Raw genomic sequence first — 23897 nt, 5'->3', positions numbered from 1 at the left:
GGCCTCGGTCAGGCGCCGGCCTCTCCGGCGGGTTCGGCTACGGACGGGCGGGGGTTCGGGAACTCGGTGGTTGCCGACACGATGAGCTCCATCACGCGCGACACTGTGGCGTCGAGGCTGTAGCTGTGCACGACCGGGACGCGATGCGCGCGGGCGAGGGTGCGAAGGTAGTCCTGCACGGTGCGGATGGCGTCGAGGCGCTCGAGGTAGCGGTTGCCACCTCCGGAGGCGTCGCTGCCGTCGCTCGCGCGGCTGCGTGCGTCCTGGCCGCGCGCGACGAAGTGGCTGCGGTGGATCTGCTCGTCGTCGACCGTGATCACCATGGGGGCGATGACGGCCTCCTCCTTGGCGGGCACCGCGACCGCCCCGGGGACGAGGTGGGCGCCCTCGACGATGAGGTCGGTGCCCTCGAGGACGGCCCGGCGGATGACCTGGCTGACCCCCACCGAAACCGCCTGCACCTGCTGGCGGAAACCCGCGATGACGGGGTCGACGCTGCCCGGCAGGTCGGGCAGCACCCGGCCGACGTCGAAGGAGGAGGAGTGCAGGCTGGGCATCATCTCGCGGGTGAAGATGCCGCGCATGACCTCACGGATGGCGTCGGTGGACACGATGCGGACGATGCCGAGGCGTCCGGCCACGGTCGTCGCGATCGTCGACTTGCCCACCCCCGTCGTGCCGCCGATCAGGACGATGAGCGGCGCCGGGCGGTCCTGCGCCCGCTGCCACAGCCGGTAGTTGTCCGCGTAGCGGGGTCCGACCTCCTCCTCGAGCACGCCCGCCGCGAGGTCGCGCAGCTCGGCGGTCGACACGTCGGAGCGCCCTTCGGCGTGCAGGCGCTGCTCGATGATCTCCGCCACGTGGAAGGCGCGGAAGGGCGGCAGCCCTGCAGCCATGACCGACGTCGCCATGAGGCCCTTCGAGTACGGCAGCCCCGCCTTGCCGTCGCGGATCGTCACGTGACGGTTCTGGCTCGGGGGCCGCTCTGCTGTCCTCTCCTGGATGTCTCTCACTCGGCTGTCCCGATCGACCCTTCTGGAGCGTCAGTCGGTGGTGAACCGCTCGTCCGCGAGGCGGGCCAGGTTTCGGAGCGCCACGTCGAGCCTGCCGTCGCGCTCTTCGTCGACGGCGACCGGGCGGTTGTCACAGAAAACCACGCGAGCCCCCTCTGCAGTGGCGGTGCGCACCGCGACGTCCACCGCCGCGGCCTTCAGCTCCACGAGGAGGACCTCGAACCCGGGCGCCGCCCGAAGATCGGCTCGCAGTGCCTCACGATCGGCGAGGTGGCTGCTGGTTGCGACCACCTCGCAGCCGTACCGGTCCTGCAGGTAGGGAGCAAGTCCGGTGGTGACAGCTTCAGGTGCGGTCGTCGCGAAGAACACTCGTGTCCCGGTCACCGGCCCGAGAGGGACAGGACGGAAGACCGTTCGCACAACAGGGCTCAGTCGCGAGAAGGTTCGGAGGACCTCGAGGACTGCCTCCACCTGGTGCGGGGAGGACCTCGGCGGTTCGGCCATTGTAACGACTACAAGGTCCGCCAGCAACAGACGGTAAGGACCGAGGTAGCCCCCGAGCAGCTCCGGATCCGCGTCCGCCGCGACGACGAGGACGGTCGCGTCGGCGTGCGCGGGGGGGAGCGCCGCGCCGCTGCCCTCGAGGACGGTCAGGTCGCCGGGCAGCTCCTCCGCCGCCCGGATGGCGTCGGCGACGTTGGAGAAGCCGACCGCACCGGCGAGACCGCCACCGCAGCGACGCGCGCCGACGGTCGCTACCCCCGTCGTTGCCGCGTCCTCGTAGAAGTCGCTCGATGCGTGCGCTCCCCCGTCGGCGATCGCGAGCAGGCGCTCGGGCCCGACGTCGTCGCCGGCGCGGATCACCACGGGCTCGGGCGGGCCGCCCCGCCCCATGGCCACCACGACGGGGGTGCGCCCCGCCGCCGTGAATTGGCGCACGACCTCGCCGGTGAGCGCGGTCTTGCCGGTGCGCTTGCCCGTCCCGACGACCGCGACCGAGGGGCGCCTGGCGAGGCGTGGCCGCGGGGGCGGCGTGAGCCGGAAGTCCGGACCCTCGAAGGGCACGCCGGCAAGGAGCGCGTGGCTCGCGAGGCGCAGCCGCCGCCGCGCGTCGACGACCGGCTCGTCGGACAGGTCGACGACGACGTCGGGGCGCACCCGCTCGAGCAGCACGCCGAGCGCCTCGGCGGCGGCCTGCACGTCCGCGGGCCGGCCGACCCATTCGGTCGGCACGCCGAGGTCGACGGCGGCCCCGTGCCCCGCGACCTTCTCCGTGCCGCCAAGCATCAACGCCGCGACCGCCCGAGTCCCCCGCGCGGCGAGGTCGGCGAGGGCGGCGCGCACGACCGGGGGGTAGTGCTCTCCGTCGACGAGCACCACGGCGGTGCGGTCGGTGCGGTTCACGCGCTCAGGCGGGGACGCGGCCCCGGAGGGGGGTCAGGCCGGCTCCGCCGCGGGTGTCGTCACGTCGGCGGAGTCGGGCGGGAAGGGTGCCGAGAAGAGCGGCTCGAACTCCCGGCGGTACTGCTCGCCGGTGCGGGGGTTCCAGTGGGCGATGAGGGCGGCCTCGCCGAAGGGTGCCTTGCGGTGGATGCGCACCTGCCCCTGGCTGTACTCGACGATCGCGTAGGACGGCTTCCCGTCGCCGCGGAGCTTCAGGCTCGAGCAGGTTCCCGCGTTGGCGATGTAGAGGTGCTCCAGGCGCCAGACGTGGGGCACGTGCTTGTGGCCGTTGAGGACGAGCTGCACGCCCGCGCCGAGGAGCAGCTCGAGCACGTCGCCGGCGTCCTGCATCGTGCTGCGCTCGCGGCCCGTGCCGGGCAGCGGGATGAGGTGGTGGTGCACGGCGAAGATCTTCAGCTCCGCGGGGCAGTCGAAGGACTCGCGCAGCCACGCGTAGTGCTCGCGGCCGAGCTTGCCCTCGTTGAGGTCGGGCTCGGAGGAGTCGGCCCCGACGATGCGGACCGGCCCGACGTCGTGGACCCAGTAGCGCGGGCCCCACGCCCGCTCGAAGTGTACGTAGCCGACATTGCGGCTGTCGTGGTTGCCGGGGACCATGAACAGGGGCTGGCGGATCTGGCTGAAGTAGCCGACCGCGGCCTTGTACTCGCCGGCCAGGCCGTTGTCGGTGATGTCACCCGTGCAGAGGACGACGTCCGGGGCGAGCTCGTCGATCTCCGTGAGCATGCGGTCGAGGAGGTTCGGCACGAAATGGGGGGATCCGACGTGCGGGTCGGAGATGTGGGCGATGGTGACCATGGTCTCCCTCGGCATGCGTGACGTGACCGCCACCTTATCCGAACGTGTCCGCCACCCCCGCGGCCTCAGCGCGTCGCGTCCTCGCAGCCGACCGCGGCGCGCCGGTGGACCGCGGCGCCGGACCGGTCCCAGCGCGACGGGCGCACCCGCCACCCGTGGCCCGCCGCGGCGCGGATGCGCGCGAGGACCCCCGGGTCGCCGGAGGCCACGACCGCGAGCACGGCGGGACCGGCGCCGGACAGGCATGCGGCGACGCCGGCCTCCCGCAGCGTCCCCACGAGCCGGCCGCTGTCGGGCATTGCCGCGAACCGCGCGGGTTCGTGGAGCACGTCGTGCATCGCCGCGGGGTCCCACGCGACCGCCCCCGCAAGCCCCGCGAGGACCACCGCTGCGCGCGCGCCGTTGGCCGCAGCGTCGGCGTGGGCCACGACATCGGGCAGGAGACCACGGGCGAGGGAGGTCGCCAGGCGCTGCTCGGGGATGCAGAGGACCGGGCGCAGGGCCGCGCTCGGCTCGAGCCGCAGCACGCGCCCGTTCGTGCAGACGACGAGGCCGCCGAGCACCGCCGCCGCCGCGTTGTCGGCGTGCCCCTCGAAGGGGGCGACGAGGCGGACGAGCTCGGCGTCGTCGGCCCGGCGAGCGCCGGGCGTACCCGCGACGAGGGCGCGGGCGAGCGCCGCCCCGGCCACCGCCGCCGCCGACGACGAGCCCATGCCGCGCTCGAGCGGGATGTCGCTCGACGCGCGCAGGCTGACGTCGGGCACCGGCACGCCGGCCCAGCCGCAGTACGCCGCGAACGCGCGCCACACGAGGTTGCCCTCGTCGTCGGGCAGCTCGTCGACGCCGCAGCCGTCGACGTGGACGCGGCAGCGGTCGCGCTCGGCGACCGACGCGGTCATGTGCACGTCGAGGGCGACGGCGAGGGCGTCGAACCCGGGGCCGAGGTTCGCGCTCGTGGCGGGCACCCGCACGGTCAGGGCGTCGGTCACCGTGGTCACCGGGGGACGCGCCCCGCTCACGTGCCGAGGCCGAGAAGCTCGGCGGCGGCGTCGACGTCGGGTGGGATGACCGGGGGAACCGCCGCGCCGGAGATGGCCCAGTCGGGCTCCTTGAGGCCGTGGCCGGTGAGCACGCACACGACCGTCTGCCCCGCCGCGAGGTGCCCGCCCTCGGCGAGCTGGAGCAGGCCGGCGACGCTCGCGGCCGACGCCATCTCGCAGAAGACCCCCTCGCGGGCGACGCGGCGGTAGGCGCGGAGGATCTCCCGGTCGGTGACCGCACGGATCGACCCGCCGGACTCGTCGGCGGCGGCGACCGCCTGCTCCCACGAGGCGGGGTTGCCGATGCGGATGGCGGTGGCGATCGTCGTCGGCTGCTCGACGACCGTCCCCCGCACGATCGGGGCGGCGCCGGCTGCCTGGAACCCCCGCATGACCGGCAGGCGGTCGACGAGCCCGTCGGCGTGGTACTCGCGGTACCCCCGCCAGTAGGCGGTGATGTTGCCCGCGTTGCCGACCGGCATGACGTGGACGTCGGGTGCCCGCCCGAGGAAGTCGCACACCTCGAACGCGCCGGTTTTCTGCCCTTCGATGCGCAGCGGGTTGACGGAGTTCACGAGGTCGACGGGGTACTTCTCGTCGAGGATCCGGCAGATGTCGAGCGCGGCGTCGAAGTTGCCGTCTACCTGGATGACCCGGGCCCCGTGGATGAGCGCCTGCGCGAGCTTGCCGAGCGCGATCTTGCCCATCGGGACGAGCACGCCACAGACGAGGCCCGCCTTGCCCGCGTAGGCGGCCGCGGAGGCGGAGGTGTTGCCGGTCGAGGCGCAGATCACCGCCTTCGCGCCGGCGGCGACGGCAGCCGAGATCGCCACGGTCATACCCCGGTCCTTGAAGGAGCCGGTCGGGTTGGCGCCCTCGAACTTCAGCCACACCTCGCAGCCGGTCGCCCCCGAGAGGTCGGCCGACGCGATCAGGGGGGTCCCTCCCTCGCGCAGGGTCACCGCCGGCGTGCCGCCGAGCGGCAGGCGGTCGGCGTACTCCTCGATGACGCCCCGCCACTGGCGCCCGCCCGCGAGCGGTGACGCCGGCGTCTCACTGCGGTCGAGGGCACCGGTCATGGCCGGTGCAGTGTACGCAGCCGCCGGCCCGCCCCGGCCCGAGGGGAAAATGGGCGGCGGCGCCTCGCTGACGTGCGAGGCGCCGCCGATTCCCGCCGGGAGCGTGTGACGGGGTCAGCCGGAGGAGCCCCCCACCGCCGGCCGCGCCCGCGCCCTGACACGGGCGGTGCGACCGTCGGACTCTCCAGCCAGACCTCGTACCTTTGCTCTGGACGCAGCATGGGCCAGAACGCGTCCGGGTGCATCATCAAAATTGATGAAATGCTGCACCGGAGCCGCGCGCGGGGGCTCGCGCTACGCCTCCCCGCCCTCGACCCGGATGACGCTCGCCACGTCGCGCACGACCGCAAGCCCGCGCAGCGCGTGGAGGGTGGCCTGCACGTCGCGCTCCTTGGCGGCGTGGGTGATGAGCAGCAGCTGGGCGGTGTCGCCCGCACCCTCCTGCCACACGCTCCTGATCGACACGTCGTGCTCGCCGAAGGTCGCGGCGATCGCGGCCAGGACGCCCGACTCGTCGAGGACGTCGAGGAGGATGAAGAACTGGACGGTGTTCTCATCGAAGGACCGCAGGGGCTTGTCGGCGAGGAGGCTGCCGTTCGCGGGGCGCTCGCCGGACAGGACCGCGCGCGCGACGGTGATGATGTCGCCGACGACGGCGCTGGCCGTCGGAAGCGACCCGGCGCCGCGCCCGTAGAACATGAGGTCGCCGACCGCCTCCCCCTCGACGAAGACGGCGTTGAACGACTCGCGCACGCTCGCGAGGGGGTGGTGGTCGGGAATGAGGGCGGGATGCACCCGCACGCCCACCCGCCCGTCGGTCTCCTCCGCGATGCCGAGCAGCTTGATGACGTAGCCCATGCGCTCGGCGTGGGCGATGTCGGTCGCGGTGACGCCGGTTATGCCCTCCCGGTAGACGTCGCCCGCGACGATCCGGGCGTCGAAGGCCAGGGAGGCGAGGATCGCGGTCTTCGCCGCCGCGTCGAACCCCTCGATGTCGGCGGTCGGGTCCCGTTCTGCGTACCCGAGGCGCTGCGCCTCGCCGAGAGCTTCGGCGAACGACGCGCCCTCCTCGGTCATCTTCGTGAGGATGTAGTTCGTCGTGCCGTTGAGTATCCCGAGCACCCGGCGCACCCGGTCGCCGGCGAGCGACTCACGAAGCGGCTTGATGATCGGGATGCCCCCGGCGACGGCGGCCTCGTACTCGAGCCGCGCGCCCCGCGCGTCGGCCAGCGCGATGAGCTCCGCGCCGAGGGTGGCCACGAGCTCCTTGTTCGCGGTGACGACGCTCTTGCCGCCCTCGAGCGCCTCGGTGATGAGTCCCCGGGCGGGCTCGATGCCGCCCATGACCTCGACGACGATGTCAACGTCGGCGTTGGCCGTCACCTCGTGCGGGTCGGTCGTCAGGCGCAGGTCGGCGACCTCGCGGTTGCGGGAGAGGGTACGCACGGCGACGGGGCCGACCTGGAGGCGGGCGCCGAGCCGGCCGGCGATCTCGTCGGCGTGCTCGCGGAGCAGGTGCACCACCCCCGACCCGACGATGCCGCAGCCGAGCAGGCCGACGGTGAGCGTCCGCCGCCGCGGCTCGTCCACTTCCGTTTCCATGTTGTCGCCTCACACCCCTGTGCGTCCTGGTCAGGAAGTGTAGGGCGCGCTCCTCACGGCTCGAGCGGCGCGTCGCGGGCCACGACGTCGTCGAGGGTCTCACGACGGACGAGCACCCGCGCCTCACCGTCGGCGACGAGCACCATCGCGGGGCGCGGCAGGCGGTTGTAGTTGCTCGACATGGAATGGGCGTAGCCGCCCGTGGCGGCGACCGCGAGCAGCTCGCCCTCGGCGATCCCCGGGCCGAGCTCGACGTCGCGGCCGAGGACGTCGCCGGACTCGCAGTGCTTGCCGACGACGGTCACGCGCGAGGGCGCGGGGGCGCCGGCCTGGCGGCCGGCGGGCGCGAACGTGTAGCGGGCGCCGTACAGGGCGGGGCGCGGGTTGTCGCTCATGCCGCCATCGACGCTCACGTAGGTGCGCACCCCGGGCACCTCCTTGACCGTGCCGACGGTGTAGAGGGTGACGCCTGCCGGGCCCACGATCGACCGGCCGGGCTCGACGGCCAGCCGCGGCTCGCCCAGCCCCCGGCGGCTGCACTCCCGGCTGACCGCCTCGCGCAGGGCCCGCGCGTAGTCGCGCACGTCGAGGGCATCGTCGCCCTCGGCGTAGGCGATGCCGAGCCCGCCGCCGACGTTGAGCTCCCCGAGCACGGTGCAGTGGCGGGTGCGCACGTCGTCGAGCAGGCCGACGAGCAGCACCGCCGCGGCGCTGAAGACCTCAGCGGCGGTGACCTGGCTGCCCACGTGGCAGTGCAACCCCCGCACGTCGATCCGGGGCAGGGCGAGCGCACGCTCGACCGCGGCGTGGGCGAGGCCGGCGGACAGGGTGAAGCCGAACTTCGAGTCGTCGTCGCCGGTGCGGATGAAGTCGTGGGTGACGGCGGTCACGCCGGGCGTGATGCGCAGGAGCACGGCGTAGTCGTGGCGGAGCCGCTCCCCCAGCGCGGAGAGCCGCTCGAGCTCGGAGAAGCTGTCGGCGACGACCCGCCCGACCCCGAGCGTGGCGGCCTGGGCGAGCTCGGCCTCCGACTTGTTGTTGCCGTGCAGGAGCACCCGCTCCATCGGGAAACCCGCACGGGCGGCGGTGTGGAGCTCGCCGCCGCTGGCCACATCCAGGTGCAGGCCCTCCCGGGCGGCGATCTGGAGCACGCCGACGACGCAGAGCGCCTTGCCGGCGTAGGTGACCGCGACGTCGTCTCCGAACGCATCCCGGTACGCGCGCATGCGCCCGACGAGCTCTGCGTGGTCGAGGACGTACAGCGGCGTCCCGTGCTCCCGGGCGAGCGCGTCGACGTCCACGCCGCCGAGGCGCGCGAGGCGCCCGTCCGCGAACGCGGCCGTGCGCGGCCAGACGCCGGTCACATCCGTTCCGGGGCGCTCACGCCGAGCAGGTCGAGCGCGTTGACGAGCGTCTGGCGGGCCGCCACGCACAGCCAGTAGCGGGCCCGTGTGAGCTCCGGATCGTCGCCGACCACCTGGCACTGGGTGTAGAAGCGGTGGAAGCCCTCGGCGAGGTCCTCGGCGTAGTGGGCGATGCGGTGGGGCGCGCGCTGCTCCGCGGCGTAGGCCACGGTCTCCGGATAGGCGCCGATCCGGCGGACGAGCTCCACCTCCGCCTCGTGCGTGAGCCGGTCGAGCGCCGCGTCGGCGACGTCGCCGGGCACGACCCCGCGGGCGGTGGCGGTCCGCATGATGCCGGCGATGCGCGCGTGGGAGTACTGGACGTAGTAGACGGGGTTCTCGCGGTCCTGGCGGACGACCGCGGCGATGTCAAAGTCGATGGTGACGTCGGAGGAGTAGCGGAGGAAGGTGTACCGGGCGGCGTCGCCACCCACCTCCTCGATGAGCTCGTCGAAGGTGATGATGTCGCCGGTGCGCTTGCTCATGCGCACGACCTCACCGGCGCGGTAGAGGTTCACGAACTGGTGGAGCACGACCTCGACACGTCCGGGCTCGAGGCCGGCGGCGGCGGCGATGGCCTGCAGGCGGGCCACGTAGCCGTGGTGGTCAGCGCCGAGCACGTACACGAGCTGGTCGAAGCCGCGCTCGAGCTTGTCGACGAGGTACGCGCAGTCGGCCGCGAAGTAGGTCATCGCCCCGTCGGCCTTGACGAGCACGCGGTCCTTGTCGTCGCCGAACGTCGTCGTGCGCAGCCACGTCGCCCCGTCGCCCTCGTAGACGTGGCCGGCCGCCCGCAGACGCTCGATCGCGTCGGCGATGCGCCCTGACTCGTGCAGGGTCCGCTCCCCGAAGTACACGTCGAAGCGGACCCCGAGCGCGGCGAGCGTCGCCTTGATCCGCTCGAGCATCCGCGCGTACGCGGCTTCGGTGACGTCCTCGCTCTCGCCGGACGCCACGAGCTCGCGGGCCAGCTCGGCGATGTAGGCGCCGTGGTAGCCGTCCTCGGGGGGTTCCTCACCGCGGATTGCGGCGGCCACGCTCTCACCGAACCGCCGCATCTGGCCGCCGGCGTCGTTGAAGTAGAACTCCCGGGTGACCGCCAGGCCGGTGGCCTCGAGCAGCGCGGCGAGGGCGTCGCCGAGCGCTGCCTGGCGGCCGTGCCCGACGTGCAGCGGTCCGGTGGGGTTGGCGCTTACGAACTCGACGTTGACCCGTCGTGGCGGAACCTCGGCGGGCCGCCGCCCCCACGCGTGCCCCGCGGCGACGGCCGAGCGGACCACCTCCTCGAGCGCGGCGTGCGACAGCCGGAAGTTGACGAACCCCGGACCGGCTACCTCGGCCGCCGCGACGTCGGCGGGCAGCTCGAGGTGGTCGACGATGGCCTGGGCGATCTCGCGCGGCGGGCGGCCGACGGGCTTTGCCAGCCTGAGCGCCACGTTCGTCGCCCAGTCGCCGTGCGCGCGCTGGCGGGGACGCTCGAACGTGGGGTCGGCCGGGGGCAGGCCCGCCGCCGTCAGCGCGTTGCGCACGAGGTCGGCGAGCCCGTCCGCCGCGGTCACCGCCGAAGCCGTCGGCGGTGCGGGGCCGTCACCGCCCACCGCGGGCCTCGAGCAGCCGGCTGATGAGCTCCATGAGGTCGATCGGGTCGAAGGGCTTCGTCACGTAGGATTCCACCCCGAGGCTCGCGCCCTTGCGCAGGTCGGCGTCCATGGCCCGCGCGGACAGGAAGATGATGGGGATGTCGCGTGTGGCCTCGTCGCTCTTGAGCTCCTCGGCCACCTGCCAGCCGTTGACGTTCGGCATCATGACGTCGAGCAGGATGAGGTCGGGAGGGTCGGCGCGGACCTTGGCGAGCGCGTCCTCACCGTCGACGGCGGTGACCACCTCGTGACCCTCCATCTCGAGATTCACCTCGAGCAACCCGCGGATCACGTGGTCGTCGTCGACCGCCATCACCCGTGCCACGAGTCACTCCTCGCCGTCCGTTTCCGACAGCGGATGCTAGACCGCCCGCCCAGAAGCCGCAGATCGGCCCCCCGCCGGCACGCGACTCAGCGGCAGGCCCGCCGGAGGATCGGGTAGGGGTTCATGGGCGCGTCGTCGGCCGTGTACATGCCGACGTGGTTGTGTGGCGGGGTGCCGCGCGCGTTGCCCGAGGTGCCGACGGTGCCGATCCGCTGGCCGGCCCTGACCTCGTCGCCCACCTCGAGGCCGTCGCTGACGGTGTCGAGGTGGGCGTTGTAGATGCGGTGCCCGTCGACGACGTAGGTGACCGACAGCCCCCCGAGTCCGACGTCCTGGCGGGACACCCGCTGCACGACGCCGTCCGCCATGGCGACGATGGGGGTGCCGCGCTCGGCGAACACGTCGGTGCCCTCGTGGCTGCGGCTCCCGGTCCGCGGGAACCCCCAGTCGTTCACGAACTGGACGGTGCCGTCGACCGGGCAGCGGAACTCCCGCCAGGGCGGCAGACCGTCCTTGCCGGCGGCGATGCGGTCGGAGCCGGTGCGCAGGCGCTCCGCGGTCGTGGCGGACTGGCGCGCCACCTCCGCGATGCGCGAGGCGAGCTGCACGTTGTCCGCGGTGACCGTGCCCGCGTCGGTCGCCTCGGCGGTGGCTCGTTGCGCGCTCGCGAAGCCGACGAGCTCCCCGACGCGCTCGAGGTGCGCGGCGAGCGCGGCCGCGAGCCGCCCCTCCTCTCGGGGTGCCTCCGACGCCGCGGCGGTATGCGTCTCCTCGGCGAGGGCGAGGGCCTCCTCGGCGCGCTGGCGCGCCACCTCGCGGGCTTTGGCGCCCTCCGTCAGGCGGTCGACGGTCTCCTGCGCCTCCTCGAACTGGCTCACCCGCGCGCCGAGCATGGCGTTGAGGTACCCGAGACCGGCTACGAACTGGCGGGGGTTGCGCGAACGGACGACCGCCTCGAGGGCCACCATGGCCGGTGTCTGGCTCGTGCTGCCGGCCTGGTAGGCGGCGACCGCCTCGGCGGCGAGATCCTCCCGTATGCCCTCGAGCCGCGCCGTCGACCGCCGCAGCTCGCGCTCGGCACGGCGGATCCGGGCCTCCGTGTCGGCGAGGCGCTTGCGGGCGTCCTCGAGGTCGTAGCGGGCGACGACGAGGTCACCGCGGGCCCGGTTCGCCCTGCCCAGGGCGGACACGAGGCCGGCCTCCGACGCGGACAGCTCCGCCCGCGCGGCGTCGAGCGCCTGGGCGAGCCGCGTCCTGCGCTCCTCCTCCCGGAGGAGCGCCTCCTGGCGGGCGGCTTCCTCACGCTCGGCCTGGAGGCGCGCGGCCTCCTCCGGGTCGGGCGCCACCGCGTCCGGTGGGGGGTCGGTGGGCGGCACCGGCGGCTCGAGCTGGACGGCCAGCGCGGGGACGGGCAGTGCGGTCGCCAGCAGTGCGAACAGGCACCCGAGCCAGATGGTGGCCCGGATGCCCGTCGCGCCGCCGCATGCGGAGGGGCGCAACATGGGCCCAAGGATGTCGTCGTGAGCCCGTCGGTGCATCCCCAAAGATGATGATGCTGCGCAGGGGTCAGCCCGCGGGGTCGAGCTCCACGCGGCGCAGCAGCTGCGCGTTGAGCGCCACCACGATGGTGGACAGGCTCATGAGCACCGCACCGAGCGCCATCGGAAGCACGAACCCGATCGGGGCGAGCACGCCGGCGGCGAGGGGGATCGCCGCGAGGTTGTACCCGGCCGCCCACCACAGGTTCTGCACCATCTTGCGGTAGCTGGCCTGCGACAGCCGGCGGATGGCCACGACCCCCCGTGGGTCATCGGAGGCGAGGACGATGCCGGCCGACTCGATCGCCACGTCGGTGCCTGCGCCGATGGCGATGCCGACGTCGGCCCGGGCGAGCGCCGGGGCGTCGTTCACCCCGTCGCCGACCATCGCGACCGCCTCGCCGCGGTCCTGCAGGCCGGCGACCTTCGCGTCCTTGTCCTCGGGCAGCACCTGGGCGAACACCTCGTCGATGCCGAGCTCGGCGGCGACGGCGTCGGCGACCTCCTGGGCATCGCCGGTGATCATCCCGACGCGCACGCCGAGGTCGTGCAGTAGGCGCACGGCCTGCCGGGAGGAGTCGCGGACCTCGTCCTCCAGGGCGAGGACGCCGACGACCTCGCCGTCACGGACCACCGCGAGGACGGCTGCACCCCGGGACCGCCACGCCGACACCTGCTCGTCGAGTGCGGCGGGCAGGGTGAGGCCGCGTTCGCGCAGCAGTGCGGGTCCGCCCACGGCGACGGGGCCGCCCTCGATGTCCGCCTCGACCCCGCGGCCGGTCAGTGACCGGAACCGCGACCCCTTCGGCGCGGGGACCTTGCGGTCGTGGGCGGCGCTGACGATGGCGCGCGCCAGCGGGTGCTCGCTGTCGGCCTCGACCGCCGCGGCGAGGGCGAGCAGCCGGTCGCTGTCCCCGTCCACCGCGGCGACGCCAGTGAGGACGTGCTGCCCGCGGGTCAGCGTGCCGGTCTTGTCGAACATGACGACGTCGATCTCGCGCATCCGCTCGAGCGCCCGGCGGTCCTTGACGAGGATGCCGCTGCGGGCCGACTTCGCCGTCGAGATCGACACGACGAGTGGGATGGCGAGGCCGAGGGCGTGCGGGCAGGCGATGACGAGCACGGTCACCGCCCGAACGACCGCGGCGTCGGGCCGGCCGAGCACGGTCCAGGCCGCGACGGTGAGGACGGCCGCGGCGAGGGCGGCGAAGAACAGCAGCGCGGCAGCCCGGTCGGCGAGGACCTGCGTCCGTGAGGAGGACGCCTGCGCCTCCGCGACCAGCCGCTGGATGCCGGCGAGGGTCGTGTCGTCGCCGACGGCGTCGACCCGCACCCGGATCGCCGAATCCGCGGCGACGGTCGCGGCGACGACCCGGTCGCCCTCCCCTCGAGCCACGGGGTTGGCCTCGCCGGTGATCATCGACTCGTCGAGCTCGGCGGCGCCCTCGACGATCGTGCCGTCGGCGGGGACGCGCCCGCCGGGGCGGACGAGGACGATGTCGCCGACCTGCAGGTCGGCGACCTTCACGGTCTCGGTGTCGCCGGTGACGGTGAGCCGCTCCGCGTCGTCGGGCAGCAGCTCGGCGAGCGCCGCGAGTGCGCCGCGAGCCTGGCCGATGGCTCGCATCTCCAGCCAGTGGCCGAGCAGCATGATCGTGATGAGCAGCGCGAGCTCCCACCACACCTCGACGGTGAACAGCCCGAGCGAGGTGGCGAGCGAGGCGGCGTAGGCGACGCTGATCGCCATCGCGATGAGCAGCATCATCCCCGGCTTGCGCTGCCTGGCCTCGGCCAGCCCACCGGTGAGGAACGGCCAGCCGCCGTAGAGGAGGATGACCGTCCCGAGGACCGGGGCGAGCCACTCGTGGCCGGGGAACTCCCACACCCCGTAGCCGAACCAGTGGCGCAGGTGCTCGGAGTAGTAGACGACCGGCAGGGTGAGCAGCAGGGTCAGCCAGAACCGGTCGCGGAACATGGCCGCGTGGTCACCGTGGTCGTGGCCGCCGTCTCCCTGGCCGCCGTCTCCCTGGCCGACGTGGGTCTCGCGGACGTGGAGCTGGTCGTGCTGGCCGTGCCCGTGGGTGCTCACTGCGCCTCCTGCCCGGACTGCGGCTTCGTCCAGCGTCGGGACGTCGTGTGCCATGGTCGGGTCCCCTTTGTCACTCGGTGACGGTCACGGTGGTCTGCATCCCGGCTTCGCGGTGCCCCGCGACGGAGCAGTAGGCGGTGTAGGTGCCGGGTTCGTCTATGCGCAGTGCGCCCTTGGCGGTGCAGCCGGGGTCCGCGGCGACGTGGAAGTCGACCTCGTCGATGACGAAGTCGTGGGTCAGGTCGGTCGAGGTCAGCCCGATCGCGACGTCCTCGCCGGCGGTCAGGGCGATCTCCTGGGGGTCGAAGGCGAACGCGCTGGCCGCGACGGGGATCGTGCGGGCGCCCTCCGCGACCGGGGCGCGGTCGCCGTGGTGGCTGTGCCCGTCGTGGGCACGCCCCCGGCGGGGCGGTCGGCGCAGCCCGCCAGGGGGCGATGGTGGCGAGCGCCAGGATCGCCGCGACGGCGCCACTCTGCAGCGCTGGTCGTGACGTGCTCATCGCAAGCCTCCTACTCGCGTCCCATTACATGATGGGCAGGGACGACTGCGTGAAGCGGCTGCGCCGGATCGGGGGGCAGATCAGGGGCTTGCAGCGGATGATCGAGGAGGACACCTACTGCATCGACATCCTCACGCAGGTCTCCGCCGCGTCGAGGGCGCTGCAGAGCGTGTCCATCGGCCTGCCCGACGATCACGTCCGCCACTGCGTGCGGGAGGCCGCCACCGGCGACGACCCCGCCCGCACCGACGAGATGATCGGCGAGGCGACGAGGGCCATTGAGCGTCTCGTCAAGTCCTGACGGCTGCTACCATCGTCCCACCCCGCCCGCGTAGCTCAGGGGATAGAGCGTCTGCCTCCGGAGCAGAAGGCCGCAGGTTCGAATCCTGCCGCGGGTACAAAACCACCTCTGATCTGACCGGCGGGTTTACCCTCCAGACGGTACCCCGCGCGGCGCCGTTCGGCGCCAAGACCGCCCAGGCGCCCAGGCAATCGACCGCTACCTCTACGAGCCGCGGGTCCCACGCCCGCAGAGTTCGATCGCTAGGCCGCAAGTGAGAGAGAAGTAGCATATCTAACTACTAACCAGTTCTATGAAGGTTGACCGTCACCTACAAGCAACTCAGAATCGTCGTCTGACCACGGCTCTTCGGCAACGGTCGGATCGATCTCGCCCCAGCTGGCGTTGGAATTAGCGAACTCGATCAATTGGCGGGTCTGCTCTTCAAACCGGGAGCCCAAAGCGCGCAGTCGGCGAAGTTGGCGGACCCAGCGTCCCCGCTCGGAGAAACTATTACTACCGTATGCCCACTGCCGTAGTGCTTCACCGAGTTGTGCAGAACCATCCGCTACCTCTTGCTCATCACGCGCATCGAAGCCTGCGAGCAGGCGTGACCAGCCAAGGAACAGCTTTGCATGGTTGTCGATACTGGAGGCGCCTTCGAGACAATCGATCGCCTCGGCGTATCGCCCTTGATGGTGCAGAAGCTGCCCCAGAGTTGAGAGTGGACGCAAGTTGGTGGGATCGTGCTGGAGGCTTTCACGGAGCAGTGCTTCAGCGAGTTGGTGGCTCCCGTGTTGCCGCGCGAGAGCTGAAGCCCTGCCGAGTTCCCGCGCAGCGGCCTGTAGTCCCTCCGCCGCTCCAATCCGGACGGCTGCAAGGGCGTAAAGCAAGCAGGCAAGGTTGACATCACCCCGGTCGCGCAAGAAGCGAGCTATACCCTTAAGCGGACCGATCGATTGTGGCCCGCTGCGCACAGCCAAGGCCGCCAAGTTCTCGTGCGCGTCTTCACTTGAGACCTCGCTTCGGACGTTCGCCCGAACGGGTCGCGGCATCATAGCGAGCACCATATACGGTGTCAACGCGGCACCAGTGTTTCCTTTCCGTCGGCCGCCGGCCGCGCCCCTTTGGCGTACAGCAGGACGAATTCGGCCTCTCCACCTCGCCGCTCAGCTCGAGCGCTTCGGCGCCGCTGCCCCACCACGATGACCCCGGCGCCGACAACACCGCCGCTCCGCCCGCTCGTCGGCTCGCTCGTCGGGCAGGTAGTAGTCGGCCTCGTCGGGGTCACAAGTACGTGGACGGGCCAAGCAACTACCTGCGGGAAGCAAGTCCGTCGATGTTTGGGACGTGAGGCATGGAATTGACACCTGAGCAGCGATCCCTTCGCTTCCGCTTGGCTGCACATGCGAGCTGGGCACGCACGAGCGATCGGACGAAGAGAACACGGCGCGCCCGCGAACGCGTTGATGCGCCGTTTCGACGACGAGGTGGACCCGGACCGCCGGCTCTGCGAAACCGAGCGGCACGGCGACCTGCGCCTGCGCACGGAGGGGACGGTCATCGTTCACAGTGAGCAACCCGGCTACCGGGACGGGCTCCAGCGGCTAGCTGACGGCGTCGCCGGCCTTGGCGGCGGCCGCACTGTTCGCCATGGAGCACCGCCTGCTGCGCTGAGCGCCGCGCGGAACGGGTATGCCACCGCCAGTGGGCGCATCCTCGATCCAGCGAGCCGCCGCTGTTCCGCGCGGATGCCTACCCGGCGCGCAGTTCCGGAAGGAGGCCCGCCGCGTGCTCGAAGTGCTCCATGTGATGCGGTTGCGGCCAGAAGGCGATGAACTCGCGGATGCCTGTCTCCACGAAGCGCGTCACGATCCGTTCGAACCAGTCCGAGTTGGCCCAGGCATCGAGCCCGCTTGTCGGAGCGAGGCGCGACTCGATCAGCAGCAGTGACCTGCGCAGGCTGGACGGGTCCCGCCCCGCCGACTCGCAGAGCTGATCGAGCGCGCTGTTCTGCTGTCGGGTGCGTGCGGCGATCTCGTCCAGGTCCGCACCGAACGGGCCGTGGGTGTTCCACACGTCGCCGTGGCGGGCGGCGGTGCGCAGCACCGTGGGTGACTGGCCGGCGATGATGATCGTCGGCCGCGGTTGCTGGACGGGGGCGGGCACCACGGGGACGCCGTCGCTGCGGTAGTGCTGTCCGCAGTGGCGAACGGGTTCGTCGCCGGCGCGAAGCCAGCGATCCACCACCTCGACGAACTCGGAGAAGCGCTGCACCCGCTCACGCGCTCCCCAGTAGGGGGTGCCGGTGGCGGCGTGGTCGAAGGCGGCGATGCCGCAGCCCAGACCCAGCTCGAGCCGTCCGCCGGAAAGCACGTCAACGCTGGACGCCGCCTTGGCGAGGACCGCGGGGTGGTGCAGGATCGGGTTGCTGGCCAGGATCCCGACCCGGATCCGCGTCGTGGACGTCGCCATGGCGGTCAGCGTCGTCCAGCCGTCGTGCCATACCCCGTGCAGGTCGCGGGGGTCGCCCATGTGGTCGGCGACGTGGATGACGTCGAACCCCAGCTGCTCGCACATCCGCCAGCGCTCCCGCAGCTCGTCGAACGGTGCGTCCTGCGGGACCTGAATGCCGAACCTCACCGCTTCCGTCGCCATCCCCAATGCCTCCCCTCGTCCGGCCGTCCGGCGCGTCTGGGGCCCAGAGCATGCCGCTCGGGCCCCAGACGAATGCAGATCCCTCGTCAGCCGCTCTGTGCGCGGTGCTTGCGGATCGTGTCGGCGTCCCACTCGCCGGTGCAGTAGGCGATGTGCTCGGCGATGCGTCCGTCCACGATCCGCACGAGCTCGAGCTCGCGGTACATGCGCTGCTGTCCGTCCCGGGTCAGGCTGACCTCGACCTCGAAGGCCTGCCAGTCGGACGGGTCGAAGGACCGGACCTGGACGTCGGTGACCGCGTCGACGCCGGCGAGCTCGTCGCCGAGGTGCGTGCTGATGGCGTCGGCGCCCTCCAGCTCGAACCGCCACTGCGGGACGTTGCAGTCCACGGTTGCGTCGTCGTGGTAGACGTCACGCAGTGCCGCGGCGTCCCGGTGCTTCAATGCCTCGCTGTACCGCTCGGCGGTCGATTGCGTGCTCTGGGCGATGGTGCTCATAGCGTTTCCTTTCTCGTTGACGGGTTGCCGGTCCGCGCGACGCAGGTCACGGGAGGAGACGGTAGAAGCGGAAGAAGTCGTGGTCGATCGGCAGGATCTCGGTGGTGGAGAACCCTGCTTGGTTGCCGTAGGCGCGCAGGGTCGCGGGTCGCAGGAGCGTGCCGGTCGCGGCGGAGGGCTGGCGGGACATGCCCACCGGGAGGCAGTGCAGGACGCTGGCGGCGTACAGGAACCGCTCGAAGTCGTCGGCGGGCGCGGCGAACTCGTCGCCGACCCTCTCGTCCATCACGATGACGCAGCCGTCGTCGGCGAGCACCTCGCGGATCGCGCGCAGCGTCTCGACGGGGTGCGGCAGGTCGTGCAGCGCCTCGAAGACGAAGGCGACCTCGTAGCGGTCGCCGGGTGGATCGGCGGCATCGCGCGTGTCGAACTCGACCCGCTCCTCCAGTCCCAGCGCCGACGCGGTCGCGCGGGCCTGCTCGATGGCGGGAGCGTCGAGGTCGATGCCGTCCACGTGGATGGTCGGGTAGCCACGAGCGAGCGCGATCGAGGACCACCCCGCGCCGCAGGCCACGTCGAGCACCCGGGCGGGCGGTGCCGCCTCCAGCCGCTGGTGCACGTCGGGGACGCCGTCGGGCAGCCAGGTGGAGGTGAGCAGGTGGGTGAAGGACGGCCGGTTGAACCCGGCCTGGCCGATGCGGACGTGCTCCCCGAAGTCCCCGAAGGCCAGTCCGGTCCCGGACCGGTAGGCCTGTTCGAGGTCCGGCAGGAGCGGGGGCAGCGCGACGAGGAAACGCGCGAGCGGGGCGATGTAGGCGAGGCTCTCCTCGTCCAGCAGCGCCTCGGCGTGGCCTGCCGGCAGGCGGTAGCGGCGGGCCTCCGGCGACGCGGACGGGTCGTCGACCGAGACGATCCCGGCGGCTGCTTGCTGCTCCAGCCACTCGCGCGCGTAGCGTTCGTGGACGCCGGCGGCGCCCGCCAGATCCGCCGCCCGGGCGTCGGGATGCTGGGCGAGCCAGGCGTACAGGCCCAGGTCGACGCCGAGCTGGACGGTGACGAGCTCGAACGCGCCGATGCTGGCGCCGAACAGCCGCTCCGCCAGCGCGACCGCCTCCTCGTGCGGTTCGGGAAACGGGGCGACCTGCGGGGGGACGGGCGTGGTGGTCATCGCTACCTCCTCGGGTTGGGCTGTGTGCACCCAGGGCGTGAGATGGCGGCTCACACCGTGAGGAGGCCGTGATGAGGCGGGTCGCTACAGCTGCCAGACCGTGGGCCGCTCCGGCTCGTAGCGGCAGAACGTGCCCGTCCGCACGGCGCTGCGCAGGTGGCGCCCCAGCTTCGGATGGACCCGCTCGACGGCCGTGATCGCGTCGCGGATGCGCCGGGTCACGGTGCTGCGCGCCCGCTCTGCCGGGTCACCGGTGCGCCGCGGTCGTCCGGCCAGTCCGTAGGCGCCGGCCAGCTGATCGACCAGGAGGTCGTGTTCGGCTCGTGCCCGCTCCGCGCGGACGCCGTCCCCGGCGGCCTCCGCCTCGGCGAGCTCGTCCTCCAGCTCGGACAGGCGCCGGCGGTAGGCGGCACGCGCCGTCGCGTCCAGGGCGGGTCCAAGGTCGCCCGGCGCGCCCATGCCCGCCTCCGGCACCGGGCCGGAGCCGCTGCCCGGCACGGCGAGGTCCAGGACGTGGAACTCACGGCCCGGCTCGGCGAGCAGGCGCGCCAAGTCGTGCAGGCCCTTGCGGTCGGGGACGTGCACGGTCTTCCCGTCGAACGTCAGCCGCCACAGGCCGCCGTCGCGCCGCAGCGTGTTGCCGCCTGGCGGTCCGGTGTCGACAGCGTCCGTCGGTCCCGGTGGTGCCACTTCCTCGGCGAGGCGGCCGACGCGGTGCAGCAGCCCGAGGGATCCGTAGGCGGCGTGGGCGGCTTGGAGGTGGTCTGGGTCACGCAGTACCCGCGCGGCGTCCAGGTGGGTGCGCGCCACCAGCAGCGCGCCCACGGGTTCGTTGGCGGCCAGCGCCGCCGTGAAGTGCCTCCGGGCTGCGTCCTGGTGGCCCTGCAGGGCCGCGAGGACGCCGAGCTGGCGCTCCACCGACCCGTACAGCATGGCGCCGATGCCGTCCACGGCGTGTCGCCGTCGGTACGGGAGCAGCTGCTCGTACGCGGTCGGGGCGGCCGGGTGGCCGCCGAGCATGAGCAGCACGTCGCAGAAGACGACGCTGGTGGACATCCACTCGGAGTCGAGCGGGGTGTCAGCGAGTACGTCGGCTGCCCGGTCGATGTGCCGGCGCGCCTCCGCCATCTGCCCGAGCTGCGCGCAGCGCATCGCGTGGACGTTCCACCAGGCGGCGCCGATGTCGGGGGGGATCAGACGAGCGGTCTCGGCCAGATCCTCGGCGGCCTGCTCGGCCTGTCCTCGTTCCGTGTGGAGGAACCAGGACAGGACGAGCCCGAGCACGTGCGCGTTGAAGCTGCCGGCGGACCGGCCGACGGCCCGTGCCTCGGCGAGGTGGCGATCGGCGTCGGCGAGGTCTCCGCGCACGGCGCAGCGCATGCCGCGCCACAGCGGCACGTACCACTGGTAGAGCGGCTGGCGCAACGTCCCCGCCGTCCGCGCGTAGGCCTCGATCTCCTCGTCTGAGCCGGCCACGTCGCCCGTCTCGAGGAGCGCGACGAGCCGGAGACGTCGCCCGAGGAGCTCCAGGCGCCGGTCGCCGAGCGAGGTGGCCAGGGCGATGATCTCGTCGGCCTCCGACTGCCGTGTCTCGCTGTCGTGCGGGCCCGCGATCGCGTCGCAGTGCGCGGCGAGGGCGTACGCGAGCCCGTGCTCGTCCCCGGCGCCGCGTGCCAGCCGGACGGCGGCCTCGGCGAGCCCGACCCGGACGGGGATCGGCTCGGTATAGGACAGGGCGACGGACAGCCGCGCGAGCAGCCGGGCACGCAGGGACGCGGCCGTCGGGTCGAGCCGGTCGAGCGCGTCGCGCAGCAGCTCGATCTGCTCGTCGTCGAACAGGTGAACCTCGAAGCCCCCGGCACCCCCGGCCAGGCCAAGGGCGGCGCGCGCGAGCTGCTCGGGCCGATCCTGGTCGCGCGCGCGCCCTGCCGCATCCAGGAGCACCGCTCTCGCACGCGTCGGATCCCCGGCCGCGGCCAGCGCCTCCCCGAAGGCGAGCAGCAGCTCGGTGCGGTCACCCGCAGTCGGATCGAGCGCCAGGGCCTGCAGGGCGCGCTCGTACAGCCGCGCGGCCTGCTCGTAGGCGAGCAGCTCGAGGGCCTGGTCGGCGGCCAGGACGGCATAGCGCACGGCGCGCTGGGCGTGTCCCGCGACCGCGGCGGCGAGCCAGTGGTGCGCCAAGGCGGACAGCTCCACCGTTGCGCCCCCCTCCAGCATGGCTTCGAGCGCCTCACCGACACGCTCGTGGAGGCGCAGACGGCCGGCCATCCCCGCCCGGTCCAGCAGCGCCGCGCGGACGAGCGCGTGCCCGAACGCGTACCGGCCGACGGCGACCTCCCCGATCAGGTTCGCGCGCCTTGCAGGGTCCAGTCGATCGATCAGCTCGCGCGCCTGCAGGCCGGTCGTCTGCTGGACGACGTCCAGGCCGAACGTCTCGCCGACCGTGGCGGCGACTTCCAGGAGGTCCAGCGTGTCGGCGGGCAGATGCTGCAGGCGCTGGCGCAGCACGTCACGGACGCCGGGTGGCAGCTCGCCCACCTCCTGCCCGTCGAACCCGGCGAGCTCCCCCCGTGCGTGGAGGAGCCTCAAGAACTCCCGGACAAACAGTGGGTTGCCGGCGGTGTGACGCTGCAGTGCCGCCGCCACCCGTTCGGGGAGCTCGGGCCCGACCGTCTCCCGCGCAAGCTGGGCGATCTCTGGGACGGTCAGCCCGTCGAGGTCGCAGCGGGTCCCGTGGCGCGCAAGGTCAGCCACCGCCTCGCCCAAGGCCGCGTCCGTCCCCGCCTCCTCGGAGCGCACGGTCACCAGCAGCGCCGCCGGTAGCCCGCGGAGGGCCGGGGCCAGGAAGGCCAGCAGCCGCAGCGACGCCAGATCCGCCCAGTGGATGTCCTCGATCACCATGAGCAGGGGCCGGAGGACGCAGGCCGCTCGGACGGCGTCCGCAACGGCGTCGAACAGCTCCAGCCTGGCTGCTTCGGGGTCATCGACCGTCGGTCCCCGGCCCGCCTCCACCGTCGGTGTCAGGCGCGCGATCGCGGTGGCGTCCCGGGCCCCGGCCGGAAGGCCGCGCATGAGCTGGCGCCAGGGCCAGAAGGCGGGTGCCGTGCCGGCGTGGCACGAGGTCCACACGACGTCGAAGCCGTGGCCGCGGGCGCAGTCGGCGGCGCGTCCAGCCAGCCACGACTTGCCGATGCCGGCCTCCCCGGCGACGACGACGAGCTCCCCGAGTCCGTCCCGCGCCCGTTGCAGCACGTCATCGAGCTGGGCGAGCGTCCGCTCGCGCCCCGCCAACCTCGGCGCCGTGCCCACGGTCGAAGTCTGACCGATCGGGCAGGGACGTTCCAGCAGAACGGGTGTCAGGCCGCAGGCCTGGCTCTGGCGCGCTCACGGTGTGAGTCGGTTTCTCACGCGGTGATGGAGGCGACCGGCGACTACTGGAAGCGTTCTACACCTGCTCGAGGACGCCGGGTGTTGGCTGTCCTCGGTTGCCTCGGACATCACTGGTGTCTCGGGCCGGGCGATGCTTGAAGCGCTCATCGAGGGTCAGCGAGACCCGGCCGTGTTGGCCGACCCAAATTTCATCCCAGGGTGCGGCTCTCCTGGAGGGACGTTATGCGGCCTGTGGGATGGTGCTGTGGGCGTAGCGTGACTGGTGGACACGTTGGTGTTCTCGGGCCAGGTGCATGTCTCAGTAGGCGTCGAAGTCACCGTTGCTGAACAGGGCGCGCAGTTTGAGGACGGCTTCGGCGCCCTGGACGCTCCAGCGGGCGCCGGTGATGTCCATGCGGTCCTTGATGAGGAATCGGCAGGCGCAAACCAGAGGACTGCGTGGGCTTTGTCGCGCACCCAGGGTTCGGCGTCGGGGTCGCCCTCGGTGAAGAACGACCAGGCCGCGCCCCACAAGTACTCCAGGACGTGAACGAAGTCGACCACGATCGAGACGGTGACGCCGCGTTTGCCAGCTTCGATCTTGATGCGGTCGATCTGGTGGTTGTTGCCGTCGACCAGTGCGATCCATTTGTGGGTGTGGCCGGGGTCGCGGCGTTGGGCCTCGTCGAACATCCGACCTACCACTGACGCGGCGTCGTCTGCCACCGAGGCCATCAGCCACTTGTTCTTGGCGGTGGGCGCGGGGGCGCGCTGGCGGGTGTCGCCGGTGTCGGGTAGCACGTCGGCTGGGGTGCGCGGCGCCGGTGTCAGCTCGTAGACGCTGGCCACGGTGGCCATGCGTTTGCGGTTGCGCTTTTCGCCTTTGGACAGGCGCGTGGCCAGCTTGGTGTCGGTCTGGGCGGCTGCTTTGGCGGTGGCGGCCCGCAGCGCGTCGGGGCGCATGACGATGCCCTTGGCGTCACACGAGATGACCAGCACGTCATCGGGGTCGGCGCCCGGTCTCAGCCGGTGGGCGTAGAAGTCGTCGAAGTCGGCCGCGGCGCGGGCGGCGAGCCCTTCGACCTGGCGTTTGCCCAGGGTCTGGCCGCTGGCGCGCTTGACCGCAGCGACCGCAGCGTCAAACGAGCCGCGTGCGGCCTCCACCGCGGCGAGTCGACGCAGCCCGTGGGAGTGGCGCTCAGCGGGCAGGTTCAACGTCGCGTCGGCGGGGTGCAGGTTGTGATGGCCGCGTCGGCGGTAGGCCATCCGGGCGACGTCGACCTCACCGAACACGGTGTGAAGCCCACGGACGTGGCCGGCCTCCACAGCGCCGTGGGTCGCGCCGTGCACGTCGGTGACCTCCACGCGGGTCTCGCGCTGGGCGCGCACGTCAAGGTGGTCCTGAAACATCTGACGCACCAACTCGCGGCCGGTGGT

The 23897-nt window shown here is 72.5% G+C and carries 19 protein-coding genes and 1 tRNA gene; 2 read left to right on the top strand and 18 right to left on the bottom strand.

From position 1 onward, the window contains the following. Positions 1-8: 8 nt before the first annotated feature. From VM324_13005 to VM324_12950, 12 genes are all read right to left on the bottom strand, one after another. Complete coding sequence (locus tag VM324_13005) at positions 9-959, bottom strand: hypothetical protein (GenBank protein HVM00203.1); 951 nt, start codon at positions 957-959, stop codon at positions 9-11. Positions 960-1043: 84 nt separating this feature from the next. Continuing rightward, positions 1044-2417 (bottom strand): hypothetical protein, encoded by a 1374-nt coding sequence (locus VM324_13000; protein ID HVM00202.1) that lies wholly within the window; start codon positions 2415-2417, stop codon positions 1044-1046. A gap of 33 nt (positions 2418-2450) precedes the next feature. Beyond that, the gene (locus VM324_12995) at positions 2451-3305 is read right to left on the bottom strand and encodes a metallophosphoesterase (protein ID HVM00201.1); all 855 of its coding nucleotides are present in this window, start codon (positions 3303-3305) and stop codon (positions 2451-2453) included. Positions 3306-3337: 32 nt separating this feature from the next. Beyond that, positions 3338-4270 (bottom strand): hypothetical protein, encoded by a 933-nt coding sequence (locus VM324_12990; protein HVM00200.1) that lies wholly within the window; start codon positions 4268-4270, stop codon positions 3338-3340. Positions 4271-4287: 17 nt separating this feature from the next. After that, positions 4288-5391, bottom strand: coding sequence for a threonine synthase (gene thrC / locus VM324_12985; GenBank protein ID HVM00199.1), 1104 nt, complete (start codon positions 5389-5391; stop codon positions 4288-4290). Between the two features lie 294 nt (positions 5392-5685). Further along, complete coding sequence (locus VM324_12980; protein ID HVM00198.1) at positions 5686-6993, bottom strand: homoserine dehydrogenase; 1308 nt, start codon at positions 6991-6993, stop codon at positions 5686-5688. 53 nt (positions 6994-7046) lie between these two features. Beyond that, positions 7047-8357, bottom strand: a complete 1311-nt coding sequence (lysA, locus tag VM324_12975) for a diaminopimelate decarboxylase (protein HVM00197.1) — start codon at positions 8355-8357, stop codon at positions 7047-7049. Then, positions 8354-9955, bottom strand: a complete 1602-nt coding sequence (gene argS, locus VM324_12970; protein HVM00196.1) for an arginine--tRNA ligase — start codon at positions 9953-9955, stop codon at positions 8354-8356. The genes lysA and argS overlap by 4 nt, the downstream gene beginning before the upstream one ends. 28 nt (positions 9956-9983) lie before the next feature. Next, positions 9984-10361, bottom strand: coding sequence for a response regulator (locus VM324_12965; GenBank protein ID HVM00195.1), 378 nt, complete (start codon positions 10359-10361; stop codon positions 9984-9986). A gap of 86 nt (positions 10362-10447) precedes the next feature. After that, positions 10448-11863, bottom strand: a complete 1416-nt coding sequence (locus VM324_12960; GenBank protein ID HVM00194.1) for a peptidoglycan DD-metalloendopeptidase family protein — start codon at positions 11861-11863, stop codon at positions 10448-10450. Between the two features lie 64 nt (positions 11864-11927). Beyond that, positions 11928-13988: a heavy metal translocating P-type ATPase gene (locus VM324_12955; protein ID HVM00193.1), complete on the bottom strand. Its 2061-nt coding sequence runs from the start codon at positions 13986-13988 to the stop codon at positions 11928-11930. A 70-nt stretch (positions 13989-14058) separates the two neighbouring features. Next, positions 14059-14460 carry a cupredoxin domain-containing protein gene (locus tag VM324_12950; protein ID HVM00192.1) on the bottom strand — a complete coding sequence of 134 codons (402 nt, stop codon included), beginning with the start codon at positions 14458-14460 and terminating at the stop codon, positions 14059-14061. Between the two features lie 20 nt (positions 14461-14480). On the opposite strand from VM324_12950, the gene VM324_12945 reads away from it, so the two are divergent. Both VM324_12945 and VM324_12940 read left to right on the top strand, forming a co-directional pair. Next, on the top strand, positions 14481-14789 hold the full coding sequence (locus tag VM324_12945) for a metal-sensitive transcriptional regulator (protein ID HVM00191.1): 309 nt from the start codon (positions 14481-14483) through the stop codon (positions 14787-14789). 24 nt (positions 14790-14813) lie between these two features. Next, positions 14814-14886: transfer RNA gene (locus VM324_12940), tRNA-Arg, on the top strand. A gap of 193 nt (positions 14887-15079) precedes the next feature. On the opposite strand, the gene VM324_12935 is transcribed toward VM324_12940, so the two are convergent. The 6 genes from VM324_12935 to VM324_12910 all read right to left on the bottom strand — a co-directional run. Then, complete coding sequence (locus tag VM324_12935; protein HVM00190.1) at positions 15080-15694, bottom strand: tetratricopeptide repeat protein; 615 nt, start codon at positions 15692-15694, stop codon at positions 15080-15082. Positions 15695-16523: 829 nt separating this feature from the next. Then, positions 16524-17426 (bottom strand): LLM class flavin-dependent oxidoreductase, encoded by a 903-nt coding sequence (locus VM324_12930; protein HVM00189.1) that lies wholly within the window; start codon positions 17424-17426, stop codon positions 16524-16526. An 86-nt stretch (positions 17427-17512) separates the two neighbouring features. After that, positions 17513-17923, bottom strand: a complete 411-nt coding sequence (locus VM324_12925) for a nuclear transport factor 2 family protein (GenBank protein HVM00188.1) — start codon at positions 17921-17923, stop codon at positions 17513-17515. A gap of 46 nt (positions 17924-17969) precedes the next feature. After that, a complete protein-coding gene (locus VM324_12920; protein HVM00187.1) occupies positions 17970-19091 on the bottom strand; it encodes a methyltransferase domain-containing protein in 1122 nt (373 codons plus the stop codon). An 84-nt stretch (positions 19092-19175) separates the two neighbouring features. Then, the gene (locus VM324_12915; protein HVM00186.1) at positions 19176-22400 is read right to left on the bottom strand and encodes an AAA family ATPase; all 3225 of its coding nucleotides are present in this window, start codon (positions 22398-22400) and stop codon (positions 19176-19178) included. Between the two features lie 234 nt (positions 22401-22634). Beyond that, positions 22635-23897 (bottom strand): hypothetical protein (locus tag VM324_12910; protein HVM00185.1); only part of this gene is annotated, 1263 nt, incomplete at its 5' end.

The sequence above is a fragment of the Egibacteraceae bacterium genome, assembly GCA_035540635.1.
In the GTDB taxonomy this organism is placed as follows: domain Bacteria; phylum Actinomycetota; class Nitriliruptoria; order Euzebyales; family Egibacteraceae; genus DATLGH01.
Note: the sequence above shows the minus strand (reverse complement) of the source record. Positions and strands in the feature narration are given on the sequence as shown.

Bases quoted from the DNA above. Each gene is read 5' to 3' on its own strand.
- VM324_12960 (HVM00194.1), bottom strand. From the start codon at position 11,863: ATGTTGCGCCCCTCCGCATGCGGCGGCGCGACGGGCATCCGGGCCACC.
- VM324_12925 (HVM00188.1), bottom strand. From the start codon at position 17,923: ATGAGCACCATCGCCCAGAGCACGCAATCGACCGCCGAGCGGTACAGC.
- thrC (HVM00199.1), bottom strand. From the start codon at position 5,391: ATGACCGGTGCCCTCGACCGCAGTGAGACGCCGGCGTCACCGCTCGCG.
- VM324_12980 (HVM00198.1), bottom strand. From the start codon at position 6,993: ATGGAAACGGAAGTGGACGAGCCGCGGCGGCGGACGCTCACCGTCGGC.
- VM324_12930 (HVM00189.1), bottom strand. From the start codon at position 17,426: ATGGCGACGGAAGCGGTGAGGTTCGGCATTCAGGTCCCGCAGGACGCA.
- VM324_12920 (HVM00187.1), bottom strand. From the start codon at position 19,091: ATGACCACCACGCCCGTCCCCCCGCAGGTCGCCCCGTTTCCCGAACCG.